General features: G+C 72.7%; 15 protein-coding genes and 1 pseudogene. 3 read left to right on the top strand and 13 right to left on the bottom strand.

The features are described 5' to 3' along the window. Positions 1-82 precede the first annotated feature (82 nt). The 13 genes and pseudogenes from ACQEVM_RS14025 to ACQEVM_RS13965 form a co-directional block, all read right to left on the bottom strand. Positions 83-943 carry a hypothetical protein gene (locus tag ACQEVM_RS14025; RefSeq protein WP_433078482.1) on the bottom strand — a complete coding sequence of 287 codons (861 nt, stop codon included), beginning with the start codon at positions 941-943 and terminating at the stop codon, positions 83-85. Positions 944-1,116: 173 nt separating this feature from the next. Beyond that, a complete protein-coding gene (locus ACQEVM_RS14020; RefSeq protein WP_433079997.1) occupies positions 1,117-1,689 on the bottom strand; it encodes an isochorismatase family protein in 573 nt (190 codons plus the stop codon). Between the two features lie 51 nt (positions 1,690-1,740). Further along, the gene (locus ACQEVM_RS14015) at positions 1,741-2,721 is read right to left on the bottom strand and encodes a GlxA family transcriptional regulator (RefSeq protein ID WP_433078480.1); all 981 of its coding nucleotides are present in this window, start codon (positions 2,719-2,721) and stop codon (positions 1,741-1,743) included. A 111-nt stretch (positions 2,722-2,832) separates the two neighbouring features. Then, the gene (locus tag ACQEVM_RS14010; protein WP_433078478.1) at positions 2,833-3,450 is read right to left on the bottom strand and encodes a HutD/Ves family protein; all 618 of its coding nucleotides are present in this window, start codon (positions 3,448-3,450) and stop codon (positions 2,833-2,835) included. A 54-nt stretch (positions 3,451-3,504) separates the two neighbouring features. Beyond that, positions 3,505-5,259: a glycosyl hydrolase family 18 protein gene (locus tag ACQEVM_RS14005; RefSeq protein ID WP_433078476.1), complete on the bottom strand. Its 1,755-nt coding sequence runs from the start codon at positions 5,257-5,259 to the stop codon at positions 3,505-3,507. Positions 5,260-5,410: 151 nt separating this feature from the next. Continuing rightward, positions 5,411-6,814, bottom strand: a complete 1,404-nt coding sequence (locus ACQEVM_RS14000; RefSeq protein ID WP_433078474.1) for a VWA domain-containing protein — start codon at positions 6,812-6,814, stop codon at positions 5,411-5,413. A 63-nt stretch (positions 6,815-6,877) separates the two neighbouring features. Further along, positions 6,878-7,333, bottom strand: coding sequence for a hypothetical protein (locus tag ACQEVM_RS13995; protein WP_433078472.1), 456 nt, complete (start codon positions 7,331-7,333; stop codon positions 6,878-6,880). Between the two features lie 632 nt (positions 7,334-7,965). Further along, positions 7,966-8,193, bottom strand: a pseudogene (locus ACQEVM_RS13990) (SCO5918 family protein); the annotation flags it as partial. A 55-nt stretch (positions 8,194-8,248) separates the two neighbouring features. Continuing rightward, entirely contained in the window at positions 8,249-8,638 is a 390-nt protein-coding gene (locus tag ACQEVM_RS13985) for a CBS domain-containing protein (RefSeq protein ID WP_433078470.1), read from the bottom strand. 3 nt (positions 8,639-8,641) lie between these two features. Continuing rightward, a complete protein-coding gene (locus tag ACQEVM_RS13980) occupies positions 8,642-10,228 on the bottom strand; it encodes a DEAD/DEAH box helicase (protein ID WP_433078468.1) in 1,587 nt (528 codons plus the stop codon). 358 nt (positions 10,229-10,586) lie between these two features. Then, positions 10,587-10,790, bottom strand: coding sequence for a cold-shock protein (locus ACQEVM_RS13975; protein ID WP_030228921.1), 204 nt, complete (start codon positions 10,788-10,790; stop codon positions 10,587-10,589). Positions 10,791-11,088: 298 nt separating this feature from the next. After that, positions 11,089-11,427: a MerR family transcriptional regulator gene (locus tag ACQEVM_RS13970; RefSeq protein WP_433078465.1), complete on the bottom strand. Its 339-nt coding sequence runs from the start codon at positions 11,425-11,427 to the stop codon at positions 11,089-11,091. A 205-nt stretch (positions 11,428-11,632) separates the two neighbouring features. After that, positions 11,633-12,361 carry an NADPH-dependent F420 reductase gene (locus ACQEVM_RS13965; RefSeq protein WP_433078463.1) on the bottom strand — a complete coding sequence of 243 codons (729 nt, stop codon included), beginning with the start codon at positions 12,359-12,361 and terminating at the stop codon, positions 11,633-11,635. A 516-nt stretch (positions 12,362-12,877) separates the two neighbouring features. Between ACQEVM_RS13965 and ACQEVM_RS13960 the strand changes: the two genes are divergently transcribed. The 3 genes from ACQEVM_RS13960 to ACQEVM_RS13950 all read left to right on the top strand — a co-directional run bounded on the left by ACQEVM_RS13960 (position 12,878) and on the right by ACQEVM_RS13950 (position 18,858). Further along, on the top strand, positions 12,878-14,593 hold the full coding sequence (locus ACQEVM_RS13960) for a BTAD domain-containing putative transcriptional regulator (RefSeq protein ID WP_433078461.1): 1,716 nt from the start codon (positions 12,878-12,880) through the stop codon (positions 14,591-14,593). Positions 14,594-14,702: 109 nt separating this feature from the next. Further along, positions 14,703-16,925 (top strand): TOMM precursor leader peptide-binding protein, encoded by a 2,223-nt coding sequence (locus tag ACQEVM_RS13955; protein ID WP_433078459.1) that lies wholly within the window; start codon positions 14,703-14,705, stop codon positions 16,923-16,925. After that, the gene (locus ACQEVM_RS13950) at positions 16,915-18,858 is read left to right on the top strand and encodes a TOMM precursor leader peptide-binding protein (RefSeq protein ID WP_433078457.1); all 1,944 of its coding nucleotides are present in this window, start codon (positions 16,915-16,917) and stop codon (positions 18,856-18,858) included. The genes ACQEVM_RS13955 and ACQEVM_RS13950 overlap by 11 nt, the downstream gene beginning before the upstream one ends. Positions 18,859-18,891: the final 33 nt, after the last annotated feature.

The following is an 18,891-nucleotide window of genomic DNA, read 5'->3' as shown; positions in this document are numbered from 1 at the left end:
TCCGCCGGGATGTCCCCGTGAGAGCGTCCGGGGGGCGACGGCGTGCTTCCCTGCCGGCCGCGAGGACCGGCGGGGGTGGTGCTCATCCCGCGTCGCGGGTTCTCCCGTGTCGCCGGTCCAGACCGCGGCCCCACGCCACGCAGGCGACCATGACCGCCGTCCCGCCGACGGCGAAGAGGGCGGGGTCCGGCCGGTGGCCCATGGCCGCGCGCCTCTCCTCGTAGGTGGTGGTGGCGCCGAACCCCACGCAACTGTCTCCCGGGGTCATCGTCCGCCCGCCGCAGGTGGGCCGGTCCCAGGTGCCGGCGAGCAGCCCGATCACGCCCAGGACGGCGGTCACGCAACCGAACAGGCCCACGAGGGCGAGCGCGACGAGACCCGCCCCCGTGCGCGAAGTCCGAGCCGGGGCGGACATCGGGGAGGTGACCGGCCCCGAGGAGCCGGCGGCGGCGGAGGCGCGGGCGGAGGCCGGGTGGGTGTCCGGATCGGTCCGCCGGGCGGCCGGCAGGCAGCCGCGCAGCCAGGGCACGTCGAGGTGGGTGTCCTCCAGGCGTACGCCCTCGGCGGTGATCTCCTCCAGCGTGCCGTCGCGCCGGTACGAGGAGACGCGCAGTCCCGAGAGGCCCTCCGCCGGCCAGACCGCGGCGGCGACGACCAGCCGGCCGGTGTCCTGCCCGCCGGTCCCGCGCGGGGCCGGCGACTCACGCACGTACACGGCGCATTCGGCCTCGACCTGCGCGAGCAGTTCGCGCAGCGTGTGCGACGCGCCGAGGTCGGGGAACGTGCCCACGGGCGCCACCTCGGGAGGACGGTGGGCCCGGACCCTGCCGGGGACCGCGCCGTGCAGGCGCATCGTGGCGCACGCCTCGCGGAAGGCTTCCCACAGGACGCGTTCGAGGTACTCGTCGGGTTCCGGCGGAGGGCCGGACTCGTCACCGGTCATGGTGTGAGTCTGGCCCTCGGACCGGTGGACCGAAAGGAGAATCCCCTGACCGATACCTCGCTCAACACCCCCGACATGGGTGCGATTTCACCTGCGCGACCCGCGCGGTCACCCGCCGGCCACGGAGACCGGCACGGGCGCCGGTTCTGTCGCGCACGGCGTGGACAGGGGCGTCAGGCGGTGAGGTGCCCGGCCGTGGGGACGACGATGCCGAAGAGGTCGGCGATGGTGGTGAGGCTCGCGGCCTGGAGGGCGGCGGCCGGTACCGCGGTTCCGTCGGGCCCGGGCAGGGGGCGGGTGGCGGTCGCCTCGGCGACCACGGTGGGTCGGTAGCCCAGGTTGAAGGCCCCCTGGGCGGTGAAGGTGACGCACATGTGGGTCATGAACCCGGCCAGGATCAAGTCGTGGCCGGCGCCCAGTTCCGTCAGGGTCTTCTCCAGCTCCGTGGCGTGGAAGGAGTTCGGGAACTGCTTGACGACGACCGGTTCGCCGTCGCGGGGGGCCACCTCGGCGCTGATGGCCCCGATCTCGGCGCGGATGTCGTACGGGGTGCCCTCGCCGCCGTCGTTGATGATGTGGATCACCCGGGTTCCGGCGGCCCGGGCCGCGGCGAGCAGGCGGCCGGCCGCTTCCAGGGCGGGTTCGGCGCCTTCGAGGGCCATCACGCCGGTGCGGTAGGTGTTCTGGAAGTCGATCAGGAGGAGGGTGGAGTCCGCGAGGCGGGCCGGCGTGTCGTCGAGGCCCATGACCTGGCGCAGGGTGCTGGAGGTCGAGGTGTTCACAGTCGATTCCTTCGGTCAGTCAGTGGTGCGGAACCGGCGGCGGTATGCCGCCGGGGTGGTCGCGAGCTGCTTGCGGAAGGCGCGGTGGAGGGTTTCCACCGAACCGAGACCGGCCGCCGAGGCGACCTGTTCCAGGGGGTCGTCGGTGGTTTCGAGGAGGCGTCGGGCGGCTTCGACCCGTACCGCCTCGACGTAGGCGGCGGGGCTGGTGCCCGTCTCCTTGCGGAAGACCCGGGCGAAGTGGCGCTCGCTCATGCACATGCGGGCCGCGAGCGCGGCGGCCGACAGGTCGGCGTCAAGGTGTTCGGTGACGTGCGCCCGCAGTTCGTCGATGTCCCTGCGGGTGCCGGCCGGTCGGCTGAGGGGAACGCTGAACTGGCTCTGCCCTCCTTGCCGTTTGAGGTACATCACCAACTGTCGGGCGACGCCCAGGGCCAGTTCCTCCCCGTGGTCCTCGGCCACCAGGGCCAGCGTCAGGTCCATGCAGGCGCTGATGCCGGCCCCGGTCCACAGTCGGCCGGAGCGGACGAAGATGGGGTCGGCGTCCACCTCCACCCGGGGGTGTTCCGCGGCCAGTTGGGCGGCCGTGGACCAGTGGGTGGTGGCCCGGCGTCCGTCGAGCAGGCCGGCCGCGGCGAGCAGGTGGGCGCCCACGCAGACCGATGCCACGCGCCGGGCGTGCGGCGCGGTGGCGGCGATCCACTCCACCACCTCCGGGTCGACGAGCGCGACGGGGCCGTCCTCGCCCACGGAGACGGCGCCGGGGACCAGCAGCGTGTCCACGGCGGCGCCGACCTCGGCGAACGCAAGGTCGCAAACCAGGCGGACGCCGGCGGAGGTGGTGACCTGACCGCCTTCGGGGGCTGCCAGCCGCACCTCGTAGAGGCGACGGCCGGCCACCCGGTTGGCGAGGGCGAAGACCTCGGCGGGGCCGGTGACGTCGAGGAGGTCGACATCGGTGAAGACCGCGATGACGACACGGTGGGGCGTGGGCATGCGTCCATCGTCGTCGCCCTCCGGGATGGCCGCAATGACGGTTGTCTGTCACATCCGGCCATGGGGCGAGGGCGCGTACCGGCCGATCGGATCGTCCCGGTCGGCCCGGGATCAGGAGGACGGGGGCCGCAGTCGCACCACGGCGGCGCGTCCGGACGTCTCCAGCCGGCGGACGTCCGGGCCCGTCAGGAGGGCGGCGTCGTACCGACCCAGCGCGGTGGCACTTCCCGGCGTCGATCCGTCGATCACCGCCGTCCCCTCCAGTGCGACCACGAGCAGGGTCTCGCCGGGGTTCGGCGCGAGGGTCTGTTCGACGGCGGTGACGCGGACCTCGGCGCTCGCGCCCTCCCGGCGGTACATCACGTTGAAGTTGACGACCGGTCCGTCCAGGAGGCGGCAGTCGGTGGGCCGGTCGCCGGGGAAGCTCCGGGGCGCGAAGCGCACATCCAGGAGGCTGCGCTCCCCCGCGATGGTCAGGTCCATGCCCGCGCCCTCGACGACGGTGAGGACCCGGTCGACGCCGGGGAAGGACGAGAAGGGGCCGTCCGCGGTGACGTCGGCGAGGCTGACCCGCCACGCGAAGTCGTGCGTGTCCGCGCCTTCGGGCCAGACGGCGATCTCCCGCGTGATTCCCCCGGCGTTCTTCCACGGCGCCGCCGGCCGGTCGGCCGCCCGGTGGATCCGCGTCGTTCCCCCGCCGGTCGCTCCGCTGCCCGTACCGCTGGTCATGCTGCCGCCCTTCCGGGCCCGGGTGCTCTCCCGGGCCCGGCCGAGCCTAACGCTCTAGTTGACGGAGAGATCGTCGCCGTACACCGTGCCCTGCCCGTACCAGCCGTGCAGGTAGACGGTCACGGTGCCGGAGGCGCCGGTCGTGAAGGGGACGGTCAACTTGGACCACCCGGTGGAGCCGGTCCACGCACTGCCGGTGGCCCCGCCGCGTACACCCAGGTAGGCGTAGCCGCCCTGGACCCACCCGCCGAGCGTGTACGCGGTGTTCGGCGCCAGGGTGAGGGTCTGCACGCATTCCCCCGTCTGTCCGGCGGTGGGCGAGGCCTTCAGGGCGTACGAGCCCCCGTGGGCCGGGGCGGTGACCACCGCCCCGCCGCTCTGGCAGCTCCACGGCGCGAGCGATCCGCTCTCGAAGCCGCCGTTGACCAGTGCCCCCGCGCCCCCGCCCGGTCCCGACACCGTGAGGGTGAAGGGGGCCGAGCGGGTGAGTCCGCCGCCGGTGCCGGTGACGGTCAGGGGGTACGTTCCGGGGGTCGCCGTGCCGGCCGCGGTGACCGTCAGCGTGGCGGATCCGCCCGTGGTGACGGAGCCCGGGGCGAGGGTGGCCGTCACCCCGGCGGGCGCTCCGGTGACCGTCAGCGCGAGGGGCCGCGCGGTTCCCGAGCTGAGGGTCGTGGCAACGGTCGCGGTGGTCGTGCCGCCGGGGGCGACCGAGGCCGAGCCGGGGGTCACCGCGACGGAGAAGTCGTCGACGACCGGTCCGCCGCCGCCGGTGAACGGGGCGAAGGTGTGGCTGAAGTACCAGGGGTCCTGGACGATGCCGGAGCAGGTGTCGGAGCCCGCGGTCCCGGGGCAGCCGCCGTTGTCGCGCTGGAGCGCCCAGAAGGACAGGGTGTTGAGGCCCTTCGCGGTGGCCCAGTCGTGGACCACCTTCGCGTCGGCGGTGGTGAAGGTCTCGGCGGGACCGTAGTCGTCGATGCCCGGCATCTCGGTGACGCCGGTCATGCCCCAGAGCTGGGCGGGGGTCTTGGTCGGGTACAGGGAGGCGAGTTGGCCCTGGAGACCGGTGGCGGCGGTCTTGGTGTCCTCGGCCATGGCGTGGCCGGCGCCGTCGTAGTAGTCGAAGGTCATCAGGTTGACCACGTCGACCCGGGCGCCGGCGGTCTTGGCGCTCTTGAGCACGGCCAGGCCGCTGCTCGCCAGTCCGCTGGTGGTGGTGGGCAGGGTGTAGGAGACCTGGAGCGGGCGGCCGGTCGCGGCGGCCCAGTCCTGGAGTTTCCTGATCGCCTGGTTGCGGCGGTCGATGCCGGCCTTGTTGGTCAACGAGTTGTCCTCGATGTCCATGTCCAGGCGGGAGACGTCGTAGGTCGTGACGACCTTCTGGTAGGCGGCGGCTATCGCGTCCACGTCCGTGCAGCTGTCGGCGATCTCGGTGCCGCCGTTGTCGGCCGCGTATCCGCCGAAGGAGGGGATGACGTCTCCGCCGCGGGAGCGGATCGTGGCGAAGTCGGCGCCGAAGACGGAGCCCGAGATCGGGCTGCCCGTGTCGCCGTTCCAGTACGGGGTGCAGGATCCCTTGGTCTCCGTCTGGACGAAGGCCATGGTCAGGTACTTGGCGCCGGACTTGAGCGCGAGGTCGGCGGGGCTGTCGGAGGAGTACGCCTCGAAGTACGGGGCGAAGACGTGCGCGGGCAGTGGGGTCGCGGCGTGGGCGGTGCCGTCGACCACCCCGACCACGAGTCCGGCGGAGGCGACCAGGGTGGTCAGGGCGGCCAGTAAGGAGTGAACGGGCCTGGAACGACGTCTCATCGATGCTCCCGGTGGGGCGCGAGCGAACGGGCGGACGCCTCATGATTGGTCTGGACCAACACCGGGTCAAGGGTCCAGACCATTTCTTGAACCGGACCACACACTTCCCGCCGAGGAGTGCACCCGAGTCGGCCGACCCGGTCCGTACCGGTCAGCGCAGGATGCCCGCCTGTCCGGCGGCCCGGATCCACGACGGGAATTCCGACAGCAGCTTGTCGTACAGCTCGGCGTCGGAGATCGCGTCGATGTCGTCCACCGCGAAGAACCCGACGTTGTCGACCCGCCGGCCGGGCATGTCGTCGAAGCGCTCCAGCACGCCGAAGCCGGCCCGGCCCAGGCCGACGAACTGCCAGAACACCGGCTCCTCGACGGCCGCGCGCAGTTCCTGTTCGATCTCGTTGTTGCGGTACACGCCGCCGTCCGAGAAGAACAGCACGAGGGTGGGCGCGGGGACCGCGGTGGCGCGCACGTAGGCGCGTACCTCCGCGATGACCTTCTGCTCCTCGTTCTGGAACCCGACCGCGCGCATGTCGACCTGCCCGGCGGTCAGGCCCTTCGGGGGCTTCTTGCGGCCGAACAGGCTCATCTGGCCGACCCGGACGTGCAGGCGGATCCACTCCGGGAGTTCACCGATGGTCAGGTCGGGCAGCCGCGCGGGGTTGGTGGCGAAGGTCCACGCCTGCATCTCGCCGTCGTCGTCGAGCTGCGCGGCGACGGCGGCCATCCGCTCCACGACGCCGGCCACCGTGCCCCGCGAGTAGAGCGTGGACATCGAACCGGACGCGTCGAGGACGAGGATGACGCGGGCGGTCACTCCCGCCGCCCCGTTCTTCGTCAGGCTGACGGCGACCTGCTGCTTGCGCAGCGACAGGCGCCCCCGCATCTCGGCGGGGAGCCGCTCCTCGCCCTTGACCAGCCGGACGGCGGGCGCGCCGGTGGAGGCCCGCACGGGAGCGGGGGCCGGCGCGGGCACGGGCGCCGGGGTGAAGACGGGCGCGGGCGACGGAAGTACGGGGGCCTGCGCGGCCACCGGGGCCGGGGCGTCGTCGACCGTGATGCCGTAGTCGGTCGCCAGCCCCGCCAGGCCGCTCGCGTATCCCTGGCCCACGGCTCGGAACTTCCACGCGCCGGCCCGTCGGTAGAGTTCACCGCTCACGTACGCGGTCTCCGTGTCCGCCGTCATGTCGAAGCGGGCCAACTCCGCGCCGGACACCGCGTCGAGCAACCGCAGGTGCAGCGCGGGCACCTGCCCGAAGCTGCCCCCGTCGGCGGACGCGCACAGCACGACGCGCTCGATCGCCGGCTCCAGCGCGGTCAGGTCCACCTGGAGGGAGTCGGCGCCGGGCTGCTTGCCCAGGTGCCGCACGGCGTCCGAGGAGTGGCGCGGCTGGTTGTAGAAGACGAAGTCGCCGTCGGAACGGACCCGTCCGTCGCCGGTGAGCAGCAGGGCGGACGCGTCGACGTCCGGGACCCCGGGCCCGGCCGACCAGCAGAGCACGGCCCTGACGGACGAGGCCGGGACGGGCAGGTTGGCGCCTTTACTCAGTGATGTCACGGCGGACAGTCTGCCCGGCGCTCCGGCGGTCCCGGAAGTACGTGCCCCGGCGAGGCTCCCGGGTCAGGGGCGACGGGTGGTGTGGGGAAGGGAGTAGTGGCCCGGCCGTTCACGGTCCCTCGGTGTGCCCGACGGGGCGTCCGTGTCGATGGCGTCGACCACGACCGGGGAGCTGCCGGTGGGGCCGGTGGCGGTGGCGCGCAGGCGGTAGCGCTCGGTGCGGACGGCGTCGCGGGCCAGGGGGGCGCCGCCCGAGTGGAGCGCGTACGGCTTGAGGTCGTTCGCGACGCGGAGTTCCGCGGGGCGCCAGGTGCCGGTGGCGGGGTCCCGGTGCTCCAGGACGAAGGACCGGGCAGGACCCGGGGTGTCCCCGGGCTCGGGCACGAGGCTCTCCATCTGGAAGGTGAGCAGCAGGTGCCGGTACGCCTGGGTGTTGCCGCCCCGCAGGGTGACCGTGAACTCCTGCGCGGGACCGCCGCGAACCAGGTCGAGGCGGCCGGCCCGGGTGGACACGGCCATGGACAGCACGGTCGCGGGAGCCGCGGGCGTCGGCGGAGCGGATCTCGTCGGGGCGGGCGGCGGACTCGGGGACGAGGACGCCGGTGTGCCCGGTGCCGGGGTCCGGGTGGTCGGGGGCACGGTGGTCGGGGGCAGGGCGGAGACGGCGGAAGCGGAGGGAGGCGCGGAAGCCTCGGCGGACGGCGTCGCGGCGACGGCGGAGGGACCGGGGCGGGGCGAGGCGGCCGGGGTCGGCCCACAGCCCGCGAGGGCAGCCGCCATCAGTACCGAGACGGCGAGCGGACGCGCCCGGGTGGCGGATCGGCGCCCGCCCTCGCGACCGTCCCGGCGTCCGTTGTCGCTGTTCTCAGGTCTGTTCCCGCGTCTGTTCGCGTGTCCGGCGTGCATGGCGGCCCTCCTGCGGCTCCCGACTGGGGGAGGAACCTAGCAAGGCCGCAGCCCCGCAGCGGTGGGGCTGCGATGACGCTTCGGTCACGGTTGCGGGCCGGTCCGACGCCACCGGGCGGTACGAGCCGGACCCGCCGGGACACCGGGTGTCGAACCGGACGGGCCGGCCCGGCCCGGACACGACGATGTCCCGGACCCGGCGCGACGCCGGACCCGGGACACCCGAGGAACTAGGCCGTCTCCACCGTGCGGCAGACGAAGCCCAGGCGGGTCAGCGCGCGGGTCACCTCGCCCGCCGTGAAGTCGCGGCGGTCCTGCCGGGTGATCACCTCGCCGACCTGCTTGACCGGGTACGTGCGACGGCCGATGATCACGGATTCCCCGGTGACGGGCTCGGCCTTGATCCCCTTCATGGACTCCAGGACCTCGGCCTTGGTGAGCTCGAAGGGGAAACGGGCGATGACGCAACGCATGATGCCTCCGCGGGGACGGGAAGGTGAACGCCGGACCGGATGGCCGCGAAGGCGGTCAGGACGTGAGGGCGAGGACGCCCAGGGTGTAACCGTGCTCGTCGACCACCGGGGACACCTCCAGGACACGCCCGCGCATGACGGTGCGGGCCTCTCCCACCCCGGCCGAGGACTCCGTGAAGGGTCCCCGGTCGAGCGGGATGTCGCACAGCCGGGTGGGGGCCGCGCCCCAGGATCCGCCCCGGTGCGCGTCGAGCTGGGCCCGGGTGACCAGACCTGAGCACCGGCCCTCCTCGTCCTGGAGGACCAGGTGCTCCGCGCGGGCGCTGATCAGCACCGAGCGTGCCACGTCGACGTGCATGTCGTCGCCGACCCGGGGCCCGAGGTCGCCCATGGCGTCCCGGGCCGTCAGGCCGGTTCCGTCGCCCGGTCGGGCGAGGGTGCGCACGCGTTACGCCGCGCTGTCGTACGAGCGTCGCCGGGCCTGCGCCGGGCGGCTGCGCCGGCCGCGGGTGGAGGCGGCGCTGCGCGTGCGCCGCTCCGTGACCGGTGCCGTGATGGTGACGGGCACGCCGGAGGGGGCCTGGGCACCGGTGATGCGGTTCAGTTCGGACTCGCCGGAGCGGACCTGGGTGGTCTGCGGGGTGATCCCGGCGGCGGCCATCAGGCGCACCATGTCCCGGCGCTGGTTCGGCAGGACCAGGGTGACGACGCTGCCGGACTCGCCGGCGCGCGCGGTGCGACCACCGCGGTGCAGGTAGTCCTTGTGGTCGGTCGGCGGGTCGACGTTGACGACCAGGTCGAGGTTGTCGACGTGGATGCCCCGGGCGGCGACGTTCGTCGCGACCAGCACGGTCACGTGGCCCGTCTTGAACTGCGCCAGCGTGCGGGTGCGCTGGGGCTGCGACTTCCCGCCGTGCAGCGCCGCGGCGCGCACCCCGCTGTTGAGCAGGTCCTGCGTGAGGCGGTCCACCGCGTGCTTGGTGTCCAGGAACATGATCACGCGGCCGTCGCGGGCGGCGATCTCGGTCGTGGCGGCCTGCTTGTCGTGGCCCTGGACGTGCAGCACGTGGTGCTCCATCGTCGTCACGGCGCCGGCCGACGGGTCCACCGAGTGGACGACCGGGTCGGTGAGGTATCGGCGCACGAGCAGGTCCACGTTGCGGTCCAGAGTCGCCGAGAACAGCATCCGCTGCCCCTCGGGACGCACCTGGTCCAGCAGGGCGGTGACCTGCGGCATGAAGCCCATGTCGGCCATCTGGTCGGCCTCGTCCAGGACGGTGATGGCGACCTGGTTGAGCCTGCAGTCGCCGCGCTGGATGAGGTCCTTCAGCCGGCCGGGCGTCGCGACGACGACCTCGGCCCCGCCGCGCAGCGCACCCGCCTGGCGGCCGATGGACATGCCGCCGACCACGGTGGCCATCCGCAGGCGCATCGCCTTGGCGTACGGCGTCAGCGCGTCGGTGACCTGCTGCGCGAGTTCACGCGTCGGTACGAGGATCAGCGCGAGCGGCTGTCCGGGCTCGGCGCGCTGACCGGCGGTGCGGGCCAGCAGGGCCAGGCCGAAGGCGAGCGTCTTGCCGGAGCCGGTACGGCCGCGGCCCAGGACGTCACGGCCCGCGAGCGTGTTGGGCAGGGTGGCGCCCTGGATCGGGAACGGTACCGAGACGCCCTGGGCGCCGAGGGCCGCGAGCAGCGCCTCGGGCATGTCCAGGTCGGCGAAGGCCTCGACGGCGGGCAGCGCCGGCGTCAACGTCACGGGCAGGGCGAATTCGCCCTGCGGGGCGGCGGAGCGGCGGCCGTAGCCGCCGGAGCGGTTCCCCCCGCCGGAGCGGGAGCCGCCGCCGGAGCGGCTGGGGGCGGAGGAGCCGAAGCGGCTGCCGCGGCTGCCGCCGGAGGAACCGTAGGAGCTGCCGGAGCCGGATCCGTAGGAGCTGCCGGACGAACCGTAGGAGCCGGACGAGCTGTAGGAGCCGCCGGAAGAGGCCCCCGTGCGGGAGCGGGACGAGCGGTCGTTGGTGCGAGCTGCGCGGTTCATGCAGAACCTTCCTCGATGCGGCGCGTATCGAGGAATTCCTGGCGTTGGCGTGAGCCGCAGCGGATTCGCAAGAACGAGCCGAAGAAATGACACAACAGGGCCGAGCCGAACACGCGGAGCGGAACGGAACGGTTCACTGCTGAAAGGGGCGTCACCCTGCCCGGCGGCCGTGGCACAGGCCGGGTATCAGGGGCGACGGCCGGGCGGACTTCCACCCGGGCGGGTAGTGGGCGCTCCGGCAGACGATGCTGCCGCGCCGCTCACGCGGGCCGTGACGGCCGGCGGAGCTGGGAAAAAGCAACGAGCTGGGGCCCGCACCCCAAGGTGCGGGCCCCAGCTACGCAGTACGTGTCAACGCTTAGGCGGGAACGATGTTCTCGGCCTGGGGGCCCTTCTGGCCCTGCGTGACGTCGAAGTTCACCTTCTGGCCTTCCTGAAGCTCACGGAAGCCCTGGGTGGCGATGTTCGAGTAGTGGGCGAACACGTCAGCGCCGCCACCGTCCTGCTCGATGAAGCCGAAGCCCTTTTCCGCGTTGAACCACTTCACGGTGCCAGATGCCATATGAATTCTCCTTTGGGGCTGTACCCGGACCCACACTGTGCGGGCACCGGAGTCGAAGTAATGATTGCCCCGTCCGAAAAAAACATCCGGAAATAAAAAGTGCACCCACCGAAATGAATCGGGGGGAGCACTTGAAGTCTTTGGGAACCACAACTGCAACTGAGAAGAACAGTAGCACAGCGCTAGCCGGTGAGCGCGGAAAGTTTTCGCCTCTCGGCCTGTCGCCACATAAACCCTGCACGCGTATTCGCTGAATTTCTACAGCGGCGGCAACAGGTATGAGCCGCAGGCCCGGCGCTCAGGGGGTCCTGTCGTCGGCGGGGCCGGGGCCGGTCATCCGCGCATTGGCCCGCAGGGCCTCGTCCAGCTGGTCCTCGAGCGCGATGATCCGGCACGCGGCGTCGACCGCCGTGCCCGCGTCGACCAGCTCCCGGGCGCGCGCCGCGAGGTGCAGCTGATGGCGGGAGTACCGGCGGTGGCCGCCCTCCGAGCGCAGTGGAGTGACCAGTCCGGCCTCTCCGATCACGCGCAGGAAGGCGGGCGTGGCGCCCAGTATCTCGGCGGCCCTGCCCATCGTGTAGGCGGGGTAGTCGTCATCGTCGAGACTGTCGGCGAGCGGGGACTTCTCGGGGGGCATGACACCTTCGTTTCGCTGGCTCACTACGCCAGAAATACTAGGCCTCTCGCTCTCCAATGACTACATTCGTGAGCACAGATTTACCTGACCGGGTGAGGGATCGCCCTCCGGACCGGGTGCGACGTGCCATCGGGGGCCGCACGCGCTTCGGACGAGCGGCGGCCAGGCCCGGGCGTGGCCGCCGCTCGTCCGACACACGGCTCGGTCAGCCGCGGAAGTCGGCCGTCCGCTCCGGGGAGGCCTCGGCGAGGGCCCGGGTAACGGCCGTCACGCCGGCGCGCAGTCCGTAGACCGGGGTGCCCGGCTGCTGGCGCCAGGACTCGTCGACGCCGCCGGCGTCGACGGTGTCGAAGCCGAGTGCGTCGATCAGGTCGCGGACGACCTTCTTGGCCGCCTCGTCGTCTCCGGCGACCGGTACGGCGATCCGGTCGGGGGCGCCCGACGGCAGCGGCTTGTCGAGGATGTCGTCGGCGTAGGTGCCATTGAAGGCCTTGATCACCGGGTGGCCCAGGTGGTTCTGGGTCCAGCGGCTCTCGGTCAGGCCCTCGTCCTCGATGGCGGCGATGCGGCCGTCCCGCTGCTTCGGGTAGTAGTTGCCGGTGTCGATGACGGCGAAGCCCTCCGCCGCCCCGTCGAAAAGACCCGCCGGCAGGTCCGGCACGTTCTTCAGCGGGACGGTGACCACGACGATCTCGGCGCCGCGGGCGGCGTCGGCGACCGTGACGGGGGTGGCTCCGGTTTCCCCGGCGAGGGCCGAAAGGGTTTCGGGGCCTCGGGAGTTCGCCACCGAGACCTCGTGGCCGAGCGAGGTGAGCCGACGGGTGAGGTTGCCGCCGATGTTGCCGGCGCCGATGATGCCGATCTTCATGAGCTCTCCAGTGCGTGCGGAGTTCGGGTGTCGCGCTTGTCCGAACCTCCGGGAGGCGCGCGGCATTCCACCCTTCGGCGACCGATTTCACGGTTCCCCCGTACGGACGACTCCCGGACCCCGTGACGGGTGCGGCGCGGTCCCGGCGGGCCGCAGTGCGTCCCGGGCGGGACGCGCGTTCGGCTTCCGATTCTTCAAGGCCATCGTGGCCGGATTCGACCGTCGAGGATCAGTCATATCGCCGGCGGGATAACGATTCTCATTCGTGCCGGGCAGGCCCCACACTCATGATTCGTTTACGCCTGAACCTTTTTGACGAGCCGCCGGTAACTCCACGGGGCGGTCATGTGACGGAAAGGAGAGGAACACCCGTCACGTCGGATTCGAGCCGGCGCATGGCTCGACTTTCACAAGATCCGTTATGTAGTGTTCCGTTTGTGCACCGCCCAACGGGGGGCGGGAGAGCAGCCACAGGTTTGGTATGGACCAGTTCCGTACCGGGTCTCGCTCGCGGGCTCGGCCGACCACCGCCCCCGTCATTCGCCGTTCCGCTCCATACGTGACCCGACACGGGGGACCTTCATGCGGTTCCAGCTTCTGGGGCCCTTGAGTATTGCCCACGGCCCCGAAACCGTAGTTCTCAAACCATCCAAACCAACCAGCCTGCTCGCCGCTTTGCTGTTGCATCCGGGCACGGTGGTTTCCACCGACTATTTGTTGCGAGCCGTGTGGGACGAGGAACCTCCCACCACCGCACGGGCCGCACTTCAAACGTGCGTCCTGCGACTGCGCCGACTATTCGTCAAGTACGGCATATCCGCCACCACCATTGAGGCCGTACCCGGTGGATACCGTATGGCCAATGACGTCGAGACCCTCGATCTCGCACTGTTCCGATTTCTCGCGGGACAGGCCCGGGCCGCCACCGGCGAGGAAGAGGAGTTGTATCGACTTCGCGCGGCGCTCGCCCTATGGCAGGGGCAGCCCCTGGCCAACGTGGCCTCGCGCATGCTCCAGCGGGACGCCGTCCCGGCCCTGGAACAGGAGCGGTTGCGCGTCCTGGAGCGCGTCTGCGATCTGGAACTCGCCGCCGGCAATTGCCATCAGGTGCTCGTCGACCTCTACGAGGGCGCTCGCCGGCATCCGGTGCGCGAACGCTTCACGGAGCAGCTCATCGAGGCGCTCTACCGCACCGGGAGACAGGCGGAGGCCCTGGCCGAGTACCGGGCGATCAAGGATCGGCTGCGCGACGACCTCGGCGTCGATCCCGGACCGGGACTGCGGCGGTTGGAGCTGGCCATCCTGCGGGCCGAGGAACTCGGGCGGCCGGTCCCCGTCGTCACGCGAAGACCGCCGGTGGTCGTGGAGTTGCCGGCCGCCACCACCGAGCGGCTGTCGCCCGTGACGGGTTTCACCGGACGCGAGGCCGACCGCGGCGCCATCGCGGCACGGTTGACCGCCCCCGGCGGGCCGCGGCTGGTCGTGGTGTCGGGTGCGCCCGGGATCGGCAAGTCGGCCCTGGTCCGGCAGAGCGCGTACGAGGTACAGGACGCCTTCCCCGGAGGGGTGTTCACGGTTTCGTTGACCCGGTCGGACGGGAGTCCCGTCGACGTCGAGGAGGCCCGCAAGCTGCTGGCCGAACCCGGCGACGGCAGAAGGCTGTTGATCCTCGACGACGCCGTCGGCGCCGGGCAGGTGCTGCCGTTGCTGCCGACCGCGGGCGACACCTCCGTGGTGGTCAGCAGCCGACGCGGACTCGCGGCCGTCGTCGCGACCCGCGGAGGCTCCGTGCACCGGCTGGACGTCCTCGGGGCGAGCGAGGGGTACGCGCTGCTCGCCGGACTCGTCGGGGAGGAAAGGATCGCGGCCGAGGAGGAGGCGGCTCGTGAACTGGCCTCCGTCTGCGGGTACTTCCCTCTCGCCCTGCGCATCGCCGCAGGCCGGCTCCTGACCCGCCCCGGGCTTTCGGTCGCCGACTGCGCGGCGTGGCTCGCGGAGGATCCTCCCGTACGGCTGGCCCTGGCGGAGGATCCCCGACTGTCCGTGCCCGAGGTGTTCGGCCAGGCCCTGGCCGCACTCGGCCCGGAGCCACGCGAGGCGTTCCTGCGTCTCGGCTCGCTCGAACCGGGGGCCGACCTCACGTCCGCCGGGGCCTCGACCGTCCTCGAACAGCTGGTGGAGGCCGGGATGCTGGAGGACGGACCGCCCGGACACCCGTACCGTCTGCACGCCCTTCTGCACGGCTACGCGCGTCACGTCGCGCGAGAACGTGCCACCGCCCCTCCCCCGGCGCACTGACACCCGACCACCTCCGCCTCGGCCGACCACGGCCCGGCGTCCCCCACCACAGCTCCCGACCCGTACGTTCCGCTCCCCGTACCGCCCAGACCGCAATCAGGGGTGACCCATGTCCCAAGCCAGTTACGAAGCCGTCGCCACGACCCGGCCCCGGATCCGCCGGGACGTGCTCTTCACGCAGACGCCCGAGGGCGTGCTGTTCCACAACACCGACGGCGGGTTCCGGCTCAACGCCCGTACCGCGTACCGGTTCGCCACGCTCGTCGTCCCGCACCTCACCGGGGAGCACACCGTCGCCGCGTTGTGCGAGGGGCTCGGCGACGACCACCGGGCCATGTTCGGCGAGCTGGTCAAGACCCTCTACGAACGGGACTTCGCCCGCTCCGTCGGCGCGCCCGAGACGGACGCGACGCCGGTCCTCCCGCCCGACGTGGCACGGCGCTTCGCCCCGCAGATCGCCTACGCCGACCACTACGCCGACGACGCCGAGAACCGGTTCCTGCGGTTCCGCGACACGCGGGTGGCGGTGCTGGGGGACGACCCCGTCGCCCGCTGGTGCGCCCTGAGCCTGGTGCGCAACGGCTCGGCCCTGGTCGGCGTGCTGCCGGGACCCGACCTCGGGGAGATCGAGCGGGAGGCCGCGGAGGCCTCGGCCGACGGCGCCCCGGTGGAGGTGCGCCCGCTGGCCGACCTCGGGGCGGAACCCGGTTGGGCCGCGTTGCACGGCTTCGACACCGTGGTGGTGACGGGCGGGACGGCTGCGGCGGCCCGGGTGCTGCCCCTGCTGCGCGCCGGCATACCCGAGGGCCGCACCCTCCTGCCGGCCTGGTCGTACGGCTCCGACGCCGTCGTCGGCCCGTTGATGGCCCACGGGGCCACGGGTTGCTGGGCCTGCGCGGCCCTGCGGCTCGGCGCGAACGGGGACACCGCCGGCGCCTCGGCGGAGCTGTGGAGCGCGCTGGCCCTGCCGGGGGCGCCGGCGCCGGTCGGCCCGGTGCCGGGACGGCCGCTGGCCGCGATGATCGGCAACCTGCTCGGGTACGAGGTGTTCCGCACGGCCTCGGGCGCCCTGCCCGCGGAGACCTCCGGCCGGCTCCTGGTCCAGGACGTGGAGTCGCTGGACGTCACCGCCGAGCCTCTGCTGCGCCATCCGCGCTGTCCGTTCTGCGCGGAGTCCGATCCCGGTGAGGCGGAGCCGGTGGACCTCGGCGCGGCCGGCGCGTCGGGCGCGGTGTCGCTGCCCACGGTGGAGACGGCCCGCGAGGCAGACGCCCTGGTGGAGGAACTGAACCGGCGCTCCGCGCTGGTACGGCCACGCGCCGGGGTGTTCACCCGGTACGCCGACGAGGCCCTGACCCAACTGCCGTTGAAGCTCGGCGTGGTCGAGCTGGGCATCGGTCACACCGGCCGGAGGTCGGTGGCCGCCTTCGACGTCCACCATGTCGCCGGGGCGCGGATGCGCGCGTTGGACGCGGCCGCGCTGGTGTACGCCGAGCACGTGGTTCCGGCGCGCGGGCCCCTGGCCGACGACGGGTCGGTGCCCGTCGTCGACCCGGCGGCGCTCGCCCTCGCGAGCGGGCTGCCGGGCCGGGTCCACGCCTACGAGCGGGCCGTGTCCCTGCTCACGAAGGAGCACGTGCTGGTGCCGGCGGGCGCCGTCAGACCGTTCGGGCCGTACAACGCGGACCGGCTCTTCGAGCGGACCCGGGCCGGGGCGGGCGCCGGTCCCTCCACGGCCGACGCCGCTGCCGCGGGTCTGCTGTCGGCACTGGGGCACGCCGCGCTGCTGCGCGTCGTACGGGGCGGGGGCGCCGCCGTCGTACCGCTGCCCGACACGGACGGGGCGGAGGTCGAAGGGTCGGGCGCCGAGCTGGTGTTCCTCGTACGGTCCGCGGACCGGTTGGGGTTGGCGGTGGAACTCCTGGACCTGGGTGAGGGCGCGCACAGCGGTGCGCAGGTGATGTTGGCCCGGACCGGGGGGCGCTGGGCGGTCGGCGCCGGTCTGGATCGTCGTACGGCGGCGGTGGAGGCGCTGCGGGAGCTGCTGGGCGCGGCGCAGTACGAGGCCGACGCGACGGTGACGGGCTCCGTCGCGGACACCGGTGATCCGCTGCTGCGGGACCTGGACCCGCGCGCGCTCGCGGTGGCGGGCGAGGCCGCCCCCGTCGAGGGTGGGGCCGGGACCGACTGGACGGCGGTGTCGGCGCGCCTGGAGGCCGCCGGACGGGACGCGTACGTGGTGGGGACCGGGTCGGCGGACGTGGCGGGCGTGGGCATCCACACCGTGCGGGTGCTGCTGACCGCGCCGCGGGAGCTCCGCGATGACGCGTAGCGCGCTCGTGGACGGGCTCGGGGTGGAGGCGGCCGGGCGGTTCGCCGACCTGCTGCGGCGGTCGCTGGACGCACTGGGCGGGCCGCCCGTGCGGTTGTCGGTGCTCGGTGTGCAGGACGCGTTCGCCGGTCCCGGAGGGTCGTCGCCCGTGACGGACGACGCCTCCGAGTCCGCTGCGGAAGCCTCCCCGGGCGCCGTGCCCGTCTGGCTGTACGGCCACCAGGCCGTCGTCGGTCCGGTCGTACGGCACGCGGGCGGGGCGGGGTGCCCGCACTGTCTGGAGCGGCGTTGGCAGGGGGTCCGCTCGGTGGCGCTGCGGGACGCGCTGGAGTTGGGCGGGGGCACCCGGCCGGCGGGTGAGTGGCCGTACGCGCACGCCTTCGCCGCCGATGTCCTCGCGGCGCTGGTCGCGGGGGTCGGGTCGGGCGCGGGAGGTGGGCTGTTCCCCGAGGTGCGGGTGCTGGACCTGCGGACCGGCACGGTCCGACGCCATCCGCTGGTGCCCGATCCCGAGTGTCCGGTGTGCGCCGTGCCCGTCGTGGACGTACCGAGGTCGTTGGAGCCGGCGCCGGCGGTGAAGTACCGGCCGGGGGTGTTCCGCACCCGGCGCGTGGAGGAGTACGGCATCGACGTCGGGGCGTTCGCGAACCCGCTGTGCGGGGCCCTGGGGCCCTCCCTGGTCCAGGACGTCTCCTCCACCTCCACCTCGGCGACGATCGGTTGCTTCTCCATGCGGTCGGGCGACTACTTGCGCGAGACGTTCTGGGGCGGCCACACGGACTCGTTCGAACGGAGCGCGCTGGTCGGGGTGTTGGAGGGATTGGAGCGTTACGCGGGAATGCGTGCGCGATCCCGGGTGACGAACGTGCGTGGTTCGCTGAGTGAGTTCGCGGGGCGTGCCGTGGATCCGCGCGAGGTGGGCCTGTACGACTCGGACTTCCACCGGGACAACCCGCGGGTGCGCCCCTTCGATCCCGATCGGGAGATTCCGTGGGTGTGGGGCTGGTCGCTGCGCGATCGGGAACCGCGGCTGGTTCCGGAGATCCTCACCTACTATCACGCGCCGGGTCTGGAGAACCGGTTCGTGCAGGAGAGTTCCAACGGGTGTGCCTCCGGCGGGAGTCTGGCCGAGGCCTGCTACTTCGGGCTGATGGAGGTCGTCGAGCGGGACGCGTTCCTGCTCGCGTGGTACGGGCGCCGGCGACTGCCCGAGATCGACCCGACGACCAGCACGCGGGCATCGACGCGGGCCATGGTCGACCGGCTCGCCCTCTACGGGTACCGGGCGCGGTTCTTCGACACCCGGGTCGACTTCCCGATCCCCGTGGTGACCGCCGTCGCGGAACGGTTCGACGGGGGGCTCGGACGGATGTGCTTCGGGGCCGGGGCCGGCCTGGACCCGGAATCGGCCCTGGATTCGGCGCTGTGCGAGATCGCGACGGACGCCGTGAACCTGGCCGGCCGGACCGAGCGTGACGAGGCCCGGTTGCGGGCCATGGCCGCCGATTTCGACCTGGTGACGGCGCTGCACGACCATCCGCTGGTGTACGGGGTGCCGGAGATGGGCCGACACGCCGATTTCCTGTTGCGCGGGCCGCGGGACCGGCCGCCGGCCCCGGTGTCGGACCTGTACTGGTCGGATGCCTCGGGCGGTGGTGTGTCGGCGGACGTCCGCGAGGACCTCGACCGGTGCGTCGGGGCCGTGACCGGCGCCGGCTTCGACGTGGTGGTGGTCGACCAGACCCTGCCCGAACAGCGGGCGCTCGGCCTGCACACGGTGAGCGTGCTGGTGCCGGGGCTGCTGCCGATCGACTTCGGTTGGTCGCGGCAGCGGGCTCTCGGGATGTCCCGGTTGCGGGGGTTCACGCGGCCGAGCGGATCCCACGACGGGACGCCCGGGGACTTCAACCCGGCCCCGCATCCCTTCCCTTGACGTTCCGTCCGTCAGTTTCGACCGTATCCGCCG

This window comes from Streptomyces sp. CA-243310 (genome assembly GCF_050936775.1).
Lineage (GTDB): Bacteria > Actinomycetota > Actinomycetes > Streptomycetales > Streptomycetaceae > Streptomyces.
The sequence above is the reverse complement of the archived record's forward strand: the minus strand, read 5'-3'. Positions and strand labels throughout refer to the sequence as shown.